Consider the following 13,453-nt stretch of genomic DNA (forward strand, 5'->3'; position numbering starts at 1 on the left):
GCGGGGCTGGGGGCGAGGGGTGCGGGGTGGGCGGAGGGGGGTAGGGGTGGGGGCGGTCGTGGTGTCGTTGAGGGAGAGGAGTGGGTCGGGTGGACGGGTTGGTGGCGGACCTGTTGGCGGAGGGGGCGGAGTTGGAGGCCCTGGTGGTGGGGGCCGGGGCGGCGGGGTGGGGGACGGGGACGCCCGCGGAGGGGTGGACGGTGGCGCACCAGGTGTCGCACCTGGCGTGGACGGACCGGTGGACGCTGCTCGCGGTGCGGGACCCGGAGGGTTTCGGGCGGGCGCTCGGGCAGGAGTTCGCGGACGGGTTCGACGCGGTGGAGCGGGGGGCCGCGGAGGGGGTCGGGGAGGATCCGGCGGCGCTGCTGGAGCGGTGGCGGGCGGGGCGGCTGGAGGTCGCGGCGGCGCTGTCGGCGGTGCCGCCCGAGGTGCGGGTGCCGTGGTTCGGGCCGCCGATGAAGGCCCGGTCGATGCTGACGGCCCGGCTGATGGAGACGTGGGCGCACGGGCAGGACGTCGCGGACGCGCTCGGCGCGGAACGCGTCCCCACCGACCGGCTGCGGCACGTCGCGCACCTGGGCGTGCGCACCGTCGGCTTCGCGTTCGCCGCGCACGGGCGGCCCGCGCCGGACGCCCCCATCAGGTTCGAACTCCGCTCCCCCGGCGGCGGGTCGTGGTGCTGGGGGCCCGAGGACGCGGCGGACCGGGTGAGCGGCCCGGCACTGGACTTCTGCCTGCTGGTCACCCAGCGCCGCCACCGGGACGACCTGGCCCTGACCGCGGAGGGCGACACCGCCCGGGCCTGGCTGCCGATCGCCCAGGCCTTCGCGGGCCCGCCGGGGCCGGGGCGGGCGCCGCGACGGGGCTGAGCGGAAGCGGCCCCGTCGCCGACCGGGCGGAGGGCACCCGTCAGGCGCCTCTCGGGCGGGTGCTACCCGGCGGGGGCGAGTTCCGTGCGGGCCTGGTCCACCCAGCGGCGGACGCCGCGGGCGTCGGGGGTCGCGGTGAGGTCCTCGGCCTCGCGGAGGAGGGCGGTGACGTCCTCGGGGCGGCCCTGCTGGGCGGCGAGGTGGGCCAGGCCGACCAGGTTGGCGGCCACACCGGGGAGGAAGCCCAGCTCGCGGCGCAGGCGGGTGGACTCCTCCAGGTGGGTGCGGGCCTCGTCCAGGCGTCCGGCCCGGTGGGCGGCGAAGCCGAGGTGGCGGCGGGCGTAGGAGGCGGTGAGGCGGTCCCCGGCGGCGACGGAGAGGGCGAGGGAGCGTTCGAGGGCGGGCAGGGCGGCGGTGGTGTCGTCGCGGACGACCTGGTGGAAGGCGCCGATCCAGAACCTGGCCTCGCCCTCGCCGCGGGTGTCGCCGAGTTCGCGGTACAGCCCGGCCGCGCGTTCGAAGAGTTCGAGCTCCCGCTCGTCCTCGACGCGCTGCTCCAGGTAGCGGGCGTGGGCGATCCGGCCGCGGGCCAGGGCGAGGTCGGCCTCGACGGCGTCCAGGTCGCGGTCGGCCACTGACAGGGCGTCAGAGTCGCCGCCGAACACGGCCTGTTCGTAGTGGAGTTGGGCCTTCGAGATCCTGCCGTCCGTGGTCATGGACCGCATGGTAGCAACGGCGTTCGAACGGGGTCGTACGGTGCGGCTCCCCGGGCGGCGAGAGGGTTCTGTCCTAGATTGCCCGGTTATGGGAGAGAGTCGTGGGATCAGTGGCGGGATCAGCCGCCGGTCGGTGCTCAGGACGGTCGCCGCCGCCGGTCTCGTGTCGGTGGCGGGGACGGGGGCGGGGACGGGGACGGGGCGGGCGGTGGCGGCCGCGGCGCCGGCCGGGTTCCCGCAACCCGTGACCGCGTACCGGCGGCCGGTGCCGGGGCGGGTGCCGTCGGTGCTGGAACAGGTGCTGGACGTCCGGTACGCGGAGGTCGCGGTGCCGGGTCACGGACGGGTGACCGTCCGCGCCTACAACGGGGCCTTCCCCGGGCCGACGCTGCGGGTGCGGGCCGGGGACACCCTGCTGCTGACGCACGTCAACGGGCTGCCGCCGAACCCCGTCCACGACCACCGCGGGGCCCGGATGGCGCACCGGCCCAACAGCTTCAACCTGCACACCCACGGGCTGCACGTCTCCCCGTCCGGGCACGCCGACAACGTGCTGCGGGAGTTCGCGCCGCGCGCCGCGGACGGCGACCCGGAGCCGCGCTACACCTCGGCCGTGCACGTCCCGGCCGACCACCCGGCCGGGACGTACTGGTACCACCCGCACCTGCACGGCTCCACCGCCGAGCAGTTGGCCGGGGGCATGGCCGGGGTGATCGTGGTGGAGGGGGACGTCGACGAGGTGCCGGAGGTCCGGGCCGCCGCGGACGTGGTGGTGTGCGTCAACGAGCTCAAGCTGCGCGACGGGCGGGTGCCGCCGTTCACCTCGGGCGCCTGGATGACCGGGGTGCCGTCGGTGTTCACCGTCAACGGCGCGGTCAACCCGGTGCTGGCGCTGCGGCCCGGCGAGGTGCAGCGCTGGCGGCTGGTGGGGGCCACCGCGTTCACCGCGCTCAGGCTGCGACTCGTCGGCCCCGCGGGCGGGTTGACGCTGCACCGGATCGCCCAGGACGGGGTGACGCTGCCCGCCCCGGTGCCCGCGCAGCTGGTCGAGCTGGTGATGGGCAACCGGGTGGACGTGCTGGTCCGCGGCGGCGCGCCCGGCCGGTACGAGCTGCGCGCGGAGCGGGTGCCGGAGCCGCTGCTGACCGTCGAGGTGGCGGGCGAGCCGGTCGTCCCGCCGATGGGCCTGCCGTGCGCCCTGCCGCCGGGGCGGCCGTTCCTCGACGAGCGGGAGGTCACCGGCCCGGACCGGGAGGTGCTCTTCCACGTCGACCCGAACGTCTTCCCGCAGCCCTTCCCGGACGCCTTCCGCGTCCTCGGCAGCCACCCCACCCCGCCCGCCGACCCGGGCGGCGACCTCGGCCGCGACCCGGCGTACGGCCTGTACGACCCCGACTACGTCAACCACGTGCTCCCGCTGGGGCGGACGGAGCGCTGGACGGTGCGCACCGGCGAGACCGCCCCCGGCTTCAACCACCCCTTCCACCTGCACACCAACCCGTTCCTGGTCACCCACCGGGGCGGCGTCCGGCTGGACCCGCCGGTCTGGCACGACACCGTCGGCCTGGCGGGCGGCACGCCCGGCGAGTCGGTGACCTTCCTGGTCCGCTACGAGGACTTCACCGGCCGCGCCATCGCGCACTGCCACCAGCTGCACCACGAGGACCTCGGCATGATGCAGACCGTGCAGTACGTCGACCCGTGAGGCGGGCCGCTACAGCTGCTCGAAGTGGAAGGAGCGGATGAAGCAGTCCCGGGGCTGGGAGACCGCGAACAGCACGCAGTCGGTGACCGACTGGGCGGTGAGCGGGTCGGCCGCGGTGCGCGGGGCGGTGTCCCAGGACGGGTCGAGCGGGTCGGCGTCGGTGAAGTCGGGCGGGTAGAGCGAGATCACCCGGATGCCCTCGGGGCGCAGCCGCGCGGAGAGGACGTCGGCGAAGCCCGCCTGGGCGGCCTTGGCGGCGTAGAAGGCGGGGTGCGAGTCGGAGCGGTGGTTGCGGGGTTCGGCGACGCCGGAGACCAGGTTGACCACGTCGGCGGCGGCGGAGGCGCGCAGCAGGGGCAGCAGGTGGCGGGTGAGCAGGACGGTGCCGGTGGCGGTGGAGGCGATGGTGTCGGCGACCGCCTCGTCGTCGGCGTCCAGCAGGTCGGTGCCGGGCAGGTAGCGGGCGCCGTTGTTGACCAGGACGTCGACCCGGTCGGTGCGGGCGGCGACCGCGGCGGCGAAGTCCCGGACCGAGGCGGGGTCGGCCAGGTCGCAGGGCAGGCCCTCGGCGTCCGCGCCGCTGTCGGCGGTGACCTCGGCGGCGACGGCGCGGGCCGTCCGCTCCGAGCGGGCGGAGAGCAGGACCCTGGCGCCGAGGCGTCCGGCCCGCAGGGCGAGGGCGCGGCCGGTGCCGCGGCCCGCGCCGGTGACGACCAGGACGCGGTCGGTCAGCTCCATCGGTGGTCCCCCGTTCGGTGGTGGATGATCCACGGGCGAAGATACCGGGGCGGACGGAAGGGGCCGGGGTGGACGGTTGGGGTGCGGAGGTCGAGGTGCCGTGCGCGTGCGGGGCGACGGCCGCCCAGGGGGTGGGGCAGTCCGTCCGGGACGGGCGGCTGTGCTGGGACGCCGACCTCTGGTGCCCGGCCTGCGAGCTGAGCCTCTGTCTGGACTACGGGCACGAGGACGCGCCCGCCTGGGTCCGCGGCCCGCTGCTGGAGCAGCACGGGCCGGTCCTGGTCCGGCTGACCGGACCGGCCGGGGCGGGGCGCGTCGCGGTGCTGCGGGTGGTGCGGGCGGCCTGGCCGGTGACGCTGGCGCAGGCCGCCGACTTGGCGCGGCAGTTGGCCGGGGAGGGACTGGCGGGGACGCCCGCCGAGGCGGCCTGGCTGTGCGCACGGCTGACCGGTCAGGGCGTGGCCGCCGAGACGCTGCCGGGTCCCGCGGGCCGGGCGGCCGACTGGCCGTGGACGCTGAACGCCTGAACGGCCCGCGGACGGCTGCCCCGACGGGTCAGTCCTGGTGGTCGGCGGCCCGTCGGCGGCGGCCGCTGGTGCGGGTGAACTCGCCGGAGGTGACGCGGGCGGCGAGGGTGTCGTCCGGGCCGGAGAGCAGGGAGCCGTAGCCGGTGGCGGCCCAGAGGCTGCGCTCGGCGGGGACCTCGAAGTACGGGACGGTGCGGCCCTGGTCGCGGACGGCGAGCACCTGCGGGGAGCGGCGGGCCTTGAGGGCCTGGGCGCAGTCCGCGCAGACGGCGACGTCGACGCGTTCGCGGCGGCCGAGGGGCCGCCAGGTGGTGCGGCGGGCGGCGGTACCGTGGCGGGGGTCGAAGAAGCAGAGCGGCAGGCGGGGTCCGTCGGCGAGGGCGGCGCGTCCCTCGGCGGCGAGAGCGAGGACGCCGGCCAGGTCGGGGAGGCCGTCGGCGGCGTCGAGGACCCGTCCGGCGGCGTCGTAGGCGTCCAGGGCGCGGCCCAGGCCGGGGGTGGTGGCGCCGTCGGCGCCGTCCAGGGCGGTGCCGAGGGCGAGGACCTCGTCGGCGGCCCGGCGGCGCAGCCCGGCCTCGTCGGCGGCCCGGTCGGCGGCGAACACCGCGTCGGGGAAGGTGAAGGCGGTGTGCCGGGGGCGGCGGCGGCTGCGGACCAGCAGGGCGGAGCCGACGACCAGGGCGAGCACCAGCACCGCGGCGATCGCGAACGGGCCGCTGGTGAGCGAGGAGCCGGACGGGGTGTCGTCGGCGCGGTCCTCGGTCCGCGGGCGGGCCGAGCGTTCGCGGTCGAGGCGGTCGGACTCGGCCCGGTAGACCTCGGTGCCCTTGCCGGTGCCGATCAGCTCGACCGCCCGGCCGACCTTGGCGGCCAGTCCGGCGTCCTTGAGCTCCTTGAGCAGGCCGACGGCGGAGGCCGCGTCGCGGGCCTGGTGGGTGTCGCCGACGGGCCACTCGTAGCCGCTGAGCCAGCTGCCGTAGCTGCTGGTGATCATGATCAGCGGGCTCTGGCCGAGGCGTTCCTGGACGACGGAGGCCATCGCCCGGTCGTCGCCGTCGAAGGCGTCGCCCTTCTCCAGCGGCACCAGCACCACCTTGATCGGCAGGCCGGTGGCGGCGATCTGCTCGGCGAGCTGCTGCTGCTGGGCGGGGGTGACGGCGGCGGCGTAGGCCGGGTCGACGTACACCGGGGAGGTCTTCAGCGCCGCGGCGATGCTCGCGCCGGTGGCCGTGGTGGCGGGGGTGGGGTCGGCGGCCCGGGCGGCGGGGGCGCCGGTGCCGAGCAGGACGGTGCAGGCCAGCAGCAGGGCCGTCAGCAGCGCCGTCGACCGCGCGGTCAGCGGCCGCACGAGCGGGCGGGGCGTCGTCGTGGTGGGGCGGTCACTGGACACTGGCGGACTCCCTGGCCCTGAGGATGAGTGCGTCGAGGCCGTCGAGGGCGGCCGGCAGGACCTGTCCGGCCTCGTGCCAGACGGTGCTGCTGCGGCCGTCCGGGTCGGGGACCCGCAGCAGCCGCTGGTCGGCCTCGAAGCGGCGGGCGGTCCGGTCGGCGGTGGAGCGGTCGGCGCCGCTGCGGCGGAAGGCGTCCCGGCAGTCGGGGCAGACCCGGGCGGACTTGGGGCCGAGGTCGACGGAGGCGAACCAGAACGGGGCCTTGCCGCCGTTGGCGGCGCCGTGCAGCGGGTTGGCGCGGCACAGCAGCGGGTCGGGGCGCCCGGTGAGGGCGTCGGTCCCGGCGCGGGCGAGGGCGACGGCGGCGGCCAGGTCGGACGGGTCGGCGGTGCGGCCGCCGTCCCCGCCGAGCAGGAGTTCGGCGGCGTCCAGGCAGTCCCAGGCGCGGGCCCGGCCGGGGGCGTCCTGGTCGGCGGCCGCGAGCCGGGCGGCCAGGGCGCGGGCGTCCTCGGCGGCCCAGGAGCGCAGTTGGCGGGCGGTGGGCCGGGCGGCGAGGCGGCGGGGTCCGGTGACGGACGGCGCCGGGGACGGGTCGGCGGCCCGGGTGCGCCGGGCGCGCAGCACGGCCTGGGTGGCGGCGATCGCGGCCCAGCCGAGCAGCACCAGGACGGCGAGCAGCAGCGCGCCGAGGAAGAGGCCGGGCCCGAAGTCGTTGCTGAACAGCGGCGGCAACTTGTTGCTGCGCAGCTCGGGCAGTTCGGAGCCCTCGGCGCTGTTGCCGGTGCGGCCGGTGGGCTGGGCGGCGGCGACCTCGTCCAGGACGGTGTTCAGCCGCTCGGGGAGCTTCAGGTCGTCGGAGTCGGTGCTGCGGTCGGGGTAGCGGAGGTCGGCGCGCGAGAACCGGCGCTCGACGTCGGTCGCGACGGGGCCGTACTCGGCGAGCTGCAGGTATCCGTTGACCGGGTCGACCTGCACGTACACGCCGTCCCGGCCGGTGTGGCGGCGGACCTGGGCGAGCAGGGTCCCGCCGTCGCCCTCGCTCTCGTCGTCGCTGTTGGAGGAGGTGAACAGCAGGTGCACCGGGGTCTTGGCGGCGAGGTCGGACACCCGCTGCCGGACGGCCGCCAACTGCTCGGTGGTGAGCGGGTTGGGGGCGGAGGCGTCCTGGTAGACGCCGTCGGCGGCGAGCGCGGCGGCGGCCTCGGTGGCGCGGGCGTCCAGGTCGGCCCGGGTGACGGTGAGGTCGGGGTCGTCGATGGTTTGCGGGAAGACCGCGGGCGCGGCGAGCACCACGCCGAGCGCGGCGGCGAGCGCGGCCAGCAGGGTCGCCGCCAGCACGCCGCGGCGCAGCGGTGCGGGGGCGGGCCCGGCGGGCTGCGGGCGCTTGACGACGGAGGTCCTCGCGCCCTTCCCGGTCTTGGCCGGGGAGACGGCCGACCGCTTGCCGAGCGGGACGGGCCGCTTGCCGAGCGGGACCGGGCGGCGCAGCGGCGCGGGGGCGGGCCAGGTGCCGCGGCGGCGGGAGAGCCGCAGGCCGAGGGCGAGCAGCAGGCCGGGGAGGAGCACCAGGGCGAGGCCGAGCAGCAGGTTCTGGTTCTCCCGGTCGGTGCTGGAGATGTACTGCCGGGGCGTCTCGTCGTCGTGGTTGCGGTAGATCTCCTCGACCTCGGCGTTGACCTGCGCCTCGTCCTGGACGACCTTGTCGGCGAAGGCGCTGAACCGGGCGAGCGGCCCGGCGTCGTACGACACCTCGTGGTTGGCGATCCGGGCGGCGGCCTCGGCGGGCAGGTCGACGCCGAACGCGGAGACGGTGACGCCGCCGTACTTCTCGACCAGCACGTACAGGCCGTCGACGCCGAGCCGGTCGTGCACCTGGGCGAGCGTGGTGCGGTCCGCGTCGGGCAGCACCAGGACGTAGGTGGGCACGCCGATGCGCTTCGCGACGGCCGCGAACCGGGGCGCCATCGAGCGGGGCACCTGGCGCGGCAGGTCGGCCGAGACGTAGACCGGGTCCTTGCGCAGCTCGGCGGCCAGCCGCTCGGACTGCGGTGCCTCGGCGGGCAGTTGGCCGGACGCGGGCGTGCCGGTGCCGACGCCGGTGCTCGCGCTCGGGGCGGGGCCCGGGTCGGCCGCGGCGGTCGGGGCGGTGGTGCCGAGCAGCACCAGTGCGGCCAGCGCGGTGGCGGCGAGCGCGACGCCCGGGGCCGTCCGCGCGGTGGGCCGCCGCCGGTCCGGTATCCGCTCCTGCGTGCGCATCGGTGCCTCCCGGGTGGTTCGGCCGGTCACTTTACCCGCGCTTGGTGGGGACGAGAACCGGCGCCCGTCGGTTCCGGGTGGTTGGATCGGGGCGGCGGCGCCGCCACGGGCGCCGCGGACGGAGGGACGAGGACGATGAGCGGCGCGGCACGGACGGGCGGCGGGGACGGGCGGCACCCGGCGGACGGCCACGACCTGATCCGGGTGCACGGGGCCCGGGTGAACAACCTGAAGGACGTCAGCGTGGAACTGCCCAAGCGCAGGCTGACGGTGTTCACCGGGGTGTCGGGCTCGGGCAAGAGCTCGCTGGTGTTCGGAACGGTCGCGGCGGAGTCGCAGCGGCTGATCAACGAGACGTACAGCGCCTTCGTGCAGGGCTTCATGCCGTCCCTGAGCCGCCCCGAGGTGGACGTGCTGGAGGGCCTGACCACGGCGATCGTCGTCGACCAGCAGCGGATGGGCGCCGACCCGCGCTCGACGGTGGGCACCGCGACGGACGCCAACGCGATGCTGCGGATCCTGTTCAGCCGCCTCGGCGACCCGCACGTCGGCCCGCCGCCCGCGTTCTCCTTCAACGTGCCGACGGTGCACGGCGCGGGCGCGATCACGGTGGAGCGCGGCGAGGGGGCGACCACCGAGGAGCGGACGTTCGGGCGGGCGGGCGGGATGTGTCCGCGCTGCGAGGGGCGCGGCAGCGTCTCGGACATCGACCTGGGCGAGCTGTTCGACGGCTCGAAGTCGCTCAACGAGGGCGCGCTGACCGTCCCGGGCTACAAGCCGGGCGGCTGGAACTACCGGCTGTACACCGAGTCCGGCCTGGTCGACCCGGACAAGGCGATCGACGCGTACACCGAGCAGGAGCGGCACGACCTCCTGTACCGCGAACCGGTCCGGATGAAGATCGCCGGGATCAACATGACGTACGAGGGCCTGGTCCTGCGGATCCAGAAGTCGATGCTGGCCAAGGACCGGGCCGCCCTGCAGCCGCACATCCGGGCGTTCGTGGACCGCGCCGTCGCCTTCACCACCTGCCCGGACTGCGACGGCACCCGGCTGAGCGCGGCCGCCCGCTCCTCGAGGATCCGGGGCCTCTCGATCGCCGACGCCTGCGCCATGCAGGTCAGCGACCTCGCGGACTGGGTGCGGGAGTTGGACGAGCCCTCGGTGCGCCCGCTGCTGGAGTCGCTGGCCCAGCTGCTGGACTCCTTCACCGGCATCGGCCTCGGCTACCTCTCGCTGGACCGCCCCGCCGGGACGCTCTCCGGCGGCGAGGCGCAGCGGGTCAAGATGATCCGGCACCTGGGCTCCTCGCTGACCGACGTCACGTACGTCTTCGACGAGCCGACCACCGGGCTGCACCCGCACGACATCCAGCGGATGAACGGGCTGCTGCGCCGACTGCGCGACAAGGGCAACACGGTGCTGGTGGTCGAGCACAAGCCGGAGACCATCGCGATCGCCGACCACGTGGTCGACCTCGGCCCCGGCGCCGGGTCGGCGGGCGGCGAGGTGTGCTTCGAGGGCGACGTGGCCGGGCTGCGGGTCAGCGGCACCGTCACCGGGCGGCACTTCGACGACCGGGCCGTGCTCAAGACCGAGGTGCGCACCCCCACCGGGGCGTTGGAGATCCGCGGGGCCGACGCGCACAACCTGCGCAAGGTCGACGTGGACGTGCCGCTGGGCGTGCTGGTGGCGGTGACGGGCGTGGCGGGCTCGGGCAAGAGCTCGCTGGTGCACGGCTCGCTGGTCAGCGGCGCGGCGCTGGCGGGCGGGGCCGTCCCGGACGGGGTGGTGGCGATCGACCAGAGCCCGATCCGCGGCTCGCGGCGCTCCAACCCGGCGACGTACTCGGGCCTGCTGGAGCCGATCCGCAAGGCCTTCGCCAAGGCGAACGGGGTCAAGCCCGCCCTGTTCAGCGCCAACTCCGAGGGCGCCTGCCCGGCCTGCAACGGCGCGGGCGTGGTCTACACCGACCTGGGCATGATGGCCGGGGTCGCGACGGCCTGCGAGGAGTGCGAGGGCAGGCGCTTCCAGGCCGCGGTGCTGGAGTACCGGCTCGGCGGCCGGAACATCGCCGAGGTGCTGGCGATGTCGGTGGACGCGGCCGAGGAGTTCTTCGGCACCGGCGAGGCCCGCACCCCCGCCGCGCACACCGTCCTGAAGCGGCTCTCCGACGTCGGCCTCGGCTACCTGACGCTCGGCCAGCCGCTCACCACCCTCTCCGGCGGCGAGCGCCAACGCCTCAAGCTGGCCGCGCAGATGGCCGAGAAGGGCAGCGTCTACGTGCTGGACGAGCCCACCGCCGGGCTGCACCTCGCCGACGTCCAGCAGCTGCTCGGCCTGCTCGACCGGCTGGTCGACTCGGGCAGGTCGGTGATCGTCGTCGAGCACCACCAGGCCGTGATGGCGCACGCCGACTGGATCATCGACCTCGGCCCCGGCGCGGGCCACGACGGCGGCCGGGTCGTCTTCGAGGGCACCCCCGCCGCCCTGGTCGCCGACCGCAGCACCCTGACCGGACGGCACCTCGCCGAGTACGTCGGCGCCTGACCGCCCGTCACCACCGGCCGACCGTCACCGCGCTGCCGCGGCGACGGTCGGCCACCGTGCCGATCCCGTGGGTGACCCTCCATCACTCCCCCGCATCACCTCGGCAAAGTTTTCGTCCCGGGCCGGGAATCCCCACGACAGCACGGCGGCCCCCGCCGAGAATGACAGCCGATCTTCACGGGGCACGACTTCACTGGGCACCACGGAGTACGGGGGAGCGCATGACCACCGACATACCGCTGACCGCGTTGGACGACGCCCTCTGGGAGGGCCTGGAGACCGCGCACTGGTCGAGCCCGGCGACGATGGTGCCGCGGGTGCTGCACCGCCTCGCACTGGCCGGGCCGGACGGCCGCGCCGAGGACTGCGAACTGCTGCACTGCCTCGTCCCCGAGCCGGGGCTGCCCGCCCCGTCCGCCGCGCACGTCGCCCTGCCGCTGCTGCTCGCCCTCGCCACCGAGCCGGGCATGGGCGCCACCCGCGCCCCGCTGACCGCCCTGGTCGCCCGCCTGCTGCGCGCCGCCCCCGACCTCGCCGCCCGGCACCGGTCGGGCGCCCTCCCGCTGCTCGCCGACCCGGACCCGGCCGTCCGCCGCGCCGCCCTCCCGCTCGCCCCCGACCCGGCCACCCTGCTCGGCCTGTGGCGCACCGAGGACGACCCGTCCGTCCGGCTCTCCCTGCTGCTGGCCCTGGCCGCCACCGGCACCACCGGCGCCCGCGCCGTCCTCGCCGAGACCCTGACCGAGGACCACCCGGCGCTGTACGCCGCCGCCGTGCACGCCTCCGCCGCCTTCGACCCCGACCTGCCCGTCCGCCACCTCGGGCGACTCCTCACCCTGCTCACCGACCCCGCGCTGCGCCCCCGCTTCGCGAACGTCTGGTACGCCCCGAACCGCCCCGACCCGCTGACCCGCGAGCACCTGCTCTGGGCCACCTACGGCCTGCTCGACCACCGGCCCGACCTGCAGGCCGCCTTCCCCGGCGAGCTCCTCGCCGCGGCCGAGCGCACCGGCGACGGGGCGCTGCGCCGGGAGGCGGTCCTGCTGGCCCGGCACCACGCGGGCTGACCGCAGGCCCTTCGGTCGACGGACGCCGGTCGGTGGACGCCGGCCGACGGACGCCGGTCGGTCGTGGGCGTCAGTCGGTTGTGGGCGTCAGTCGGTGGCCGGGCGGAGCGCCGCGGCGGCCAGGGCGGCGCGCAGGCGGGTGAGGCGGGCGATCTCGGCGTCCAGGGCGGCCAGGCGGCGACGGACCACCGGGCCGCCGGAGTCGTTCGCGCAGCGGCGGGCCGGGTCGGCGACCAGCAGGTCGAAGGACTCGGCGTGGGCGCGGAGGTCCTCGATGGTGAGGCCGAGCGAGAGCAGGGTGCGGATCACCCGGACCCGGGCCACGTCCGTGCTGTCGTAGCGGCGCTGGCCGCTGGTGCTGCGGGCGGGCGGCGGCAGCAGGCCGCGCTGCTCGTACAGGCGCAGCGCCCTGGGCGTGGCTCCGGCGGCCGCCGCCGCGTCCCCGATCCGCATGTGCGTCATGTCCGTGCGCCCTCCCGCCGGCCGGTGTGCCGATGGTCCGTGGAACCAGCGGCGGTGCCCGGTCATTCCGCGGGCAGTTCCACCAGCACCGTGCCGAAGTGCCGTCCCTCGGCCATCTCCTGGAAAGCCTGCGGGGCCCGTTCCAGGCCGTGCACCCGGACGTGCGGGAAGGTGATCCGGCCCTCCCGCAGCCAGGCGCCGAAGCGGGGTCGCCAGGCGGCCTCCGCCTCACCCTGCCCGGCGCTCCCGCTGCCGGTCACCTGCACGCCCTTGACGATGAGCCGGAAGGCGTCCAGGCGCAGCGGGGGGTGCGCGGCCGGGTCGTCGCCGAACTGCCCGGAGAGCACGCCGACCAGGGCGGCGCGGGCACCGGGGCGGGCGGCGGCGAGGGCCGCCTCGGCCTGGTGGCCGCCGACGTTGTCGACCAGCAGGTCGATGCCGTCGGGCGCGGCCCCGGCGAGCTGCCGGGCGAAGCGGGCGGCGCGGTCGGACGCGTCGCCGGTCCGCTCGTCCACCAGCACGGCGTCGTAGCCGAGTTCGCGCAGCCGTTCGGCCTTGGCCGGGGAGCCGGTGGTACCGATGACGGTGCCCGCGCCGAGCAGCCGGGCGGTCTGGCCGGCCAGGGTGCCGACGCCGCCGGCCGCGCCGGTGACCAGCACGGTGTCGCCGGGGCGGACGGGCGCGGTGCGGGTGAGCACCCCGTAGCCGACCGAGCCGGGTGCGAGGTGTGCCGCCGGATCGTCCAACTCCTCGGTGAGCGGGGTGAGTTCGGCCGGTTCGGCCACCGCGTACTCGCGCCAGCCGCGGAAGTGCACGACCAGCTCGCCGGGGCGCAGCCCGCTGTCCGCCGGGGCGTCGACCACCTCCGCGACGGCGGGCCCGAACAGGGTGCCGCCGGGCTCGATCGACGGCCACGGCGCGCCCGGCGGGGTCTCGCCGAGCAGCGTCGCCAGCCCGGCGAACAGCAGGAACCACCGGTTGCGCAGCAGGACCTGGCCCGCCGCGGGTTCCGGGGCGGGCGTCTCGACCACCACCAGGTCGGCGGCGACCGGACGGCCCTGCGGGCGGCGGGCGAGGCGGATCTCGCGGACGGTTGCGGGCACACTCATGGACGGCTCCTCGGGTCGGACCGGACGACGGTGCCGGAACGCTAGCCCTTGACCCGCGGGTCA

The 13,453-nt window shown here is 76.5% G+C and carries 11 protein-coding genes; 5 read left to right on the forward strand and 6 right to left on the reverse strand.

All coding sequences use genetic code 11. From position 1 onward, the window contains the following. Window positions 1-80: 80 nt before the first annotated feature. Window positions 81-869, forward strand: coding sequence for a TIGR03084 family metal-binding protein (locus QSK52_RS13915; protein ID WP_285736321.1), 789 nt, complete (start codon window positions 81-83; stop codon window positions 867-869). A gap of 62 nt (window positions 870-931) precedes the next feature. Here QSK52_RS13915 and QSK52_RS13920 read toward each other — a convergent pair whose 3' ends face one another. After that, window positions 932-1,585 (reverse strand): tetratricopeptide repeat protein, encoded by a 654-nt coding sequence (locus QSK52_RS13920; protein ID WP_285736322.1) that lies wholly within the window; start codon window positions 1,583-1,585, stop codon window positions 932-934. A gap of 88 nt (window positions 1,586-1,673) precedes the next feature. Between QSK52_RS13920 and QSK52_RS13925 the strand changes: the two genes are divergently transcribed. Further along, a complete protein-coding gene (locus QSK52_RS13925; RefSeq protein ID WP_285736323.1) occupies window positions 1,674-3,290 on the forward strand; it encodes a multicopper oxidase family protein in 1,617 nt (538 codons plus the stop codon). Window positions 3,291-3,299: 9 nt separating this feature from the next. Here the strand turns inward: QSK52_RS13925 and QSK52_RS13930 are convergent, their stop codons facing one another. Then, window positions 3,300-4,028: an SDR family oxidoreductase gene (locus QSK52_RS13930; RefSeq protein WP_285736324.1), complete on the reverse strand. Its 729-nt coding sequence runs from the start codon at window positions 4,026-4,028 to the stop codon at window positions 3,300-3,302. Window positions 4,029-4,096: 68 nt separating this feature from the next. Between QSK52_RS13930 and QSK52_RS13935 the strand changes: the two genes are divergently transcribed. Then, on the forward strand, window positions 4,097-4,555 hold the full coding sequence (locus tag QSK52_RS13935) for a hypothetical protein (RefSeq protein ID WP_285736325.1): 459 nt from the start codon (window positions 4,097-4,099) through the stop codon (window positions 4,553-4,555). A gap of 28 nt (window positions 4,556-4,583) precedes the next feature. Here the strand turns inward: QSK52_RS13935 and QSK52_RS13940 are convergent, their stop codons facing one another. Both QSK52_RS13940 and QSK52_RS13945 read right to left on the reverse strand, forming a co-directional pair. Continuing rightward, on the reverse strand, window positions 4,584-5,945 hold the full coding sequence (locus QSK52_RS13940) for a hypothetical protein (RefSeq protein ID WP_285736326.1): 1,362 nt from the start codon (window positions 5,943-5,945) through the stop codon (window positions 4,584-4,586). Continuing rightward, window positions 5,935-8,202: a hypothetical protein gene (locus QSK52_RS13945; RefSeq protein WP_285736327.1), complete on the reverse strand. Its 2,268-nt coding sequence runs from the start codon at window positions 8,200-8,202 to the stop codon at window positions 5,935-5,937. The genes QSK52_RS13940 and QSK52_RS13945 overlap by 11 nt, the downstream gene beginning before the upstream one ends. Before the next feature lie 135 nt (window positions 8,203-8,337). Between QSK52_RS13945 and QSK52_RS13950 the strand changes: the two genes are divergently transcribed. Beyond that, complete coding sequence (locus QSK52_RS13950; RefSeq protein WP_285736328.1) at window positions 8,338-10,752, forward strand: excinuclease ABC subunit UvrA; 2,415 nt, start codon at window positions 8,338-8,340, stop codon at window positions 10,750-10,752. A 221-nt stretch (window positions 10,753-10,973) separates the two neighbouring features. After that, the gene (locus QSK52_RS13955; protein ID WP_285736329.1) at window positions 10,974-11,819 is read left to right on the forward strand and encodes a hypothetical protein; all 846 of its coding nucleotides are present in this window, start codon (window positions 10,974-10,976) and stop codon (window positions 11,817-11,819) included. Window positions 11,820-11,906: 87 nt separating this feature from the next. On the opposite strand, the gene QSK52_RS13960 is transcribed toward QSK52_RS13955, so the two are convergent. Next, complete coding sequence (locus tag QSK52_RS13960; protein ID WP_285736543.1) at window positions 11,907-12,272, reverse strand: MerR family transcriptional regulator; 366 nt, start codon at window positions 12,270-12,272, stop codon at window positions 11,907-11,909. 71 nt (window positions 12,273-12,343) lie between these two features. Next, window positions 12,344-13,390: an MDR family NADP-dependent oxidoreductase gene (locus QSK52_RS13965; RefSeq protein WP_285736330.1), complete on the reverse strand. Its 1,047-nt coding sequence runs from the start codon at window positions 13,388-13,390 to the stop codon at window positions 12,344-12,346. Between the last annotated feature and the right edge of the window lie 63 nt (window positions 13,391-13,453).

It is taken from the genome of Kitasatospora phosalacinea, assembly GCF_030268885.1.
Lineage (GTDB): Bacteria > Actinomycetota > Actinomycetes > Streptomycetales > Streptomycetaceae > Kitasatospora > Kitasatospora phosalacinea_C.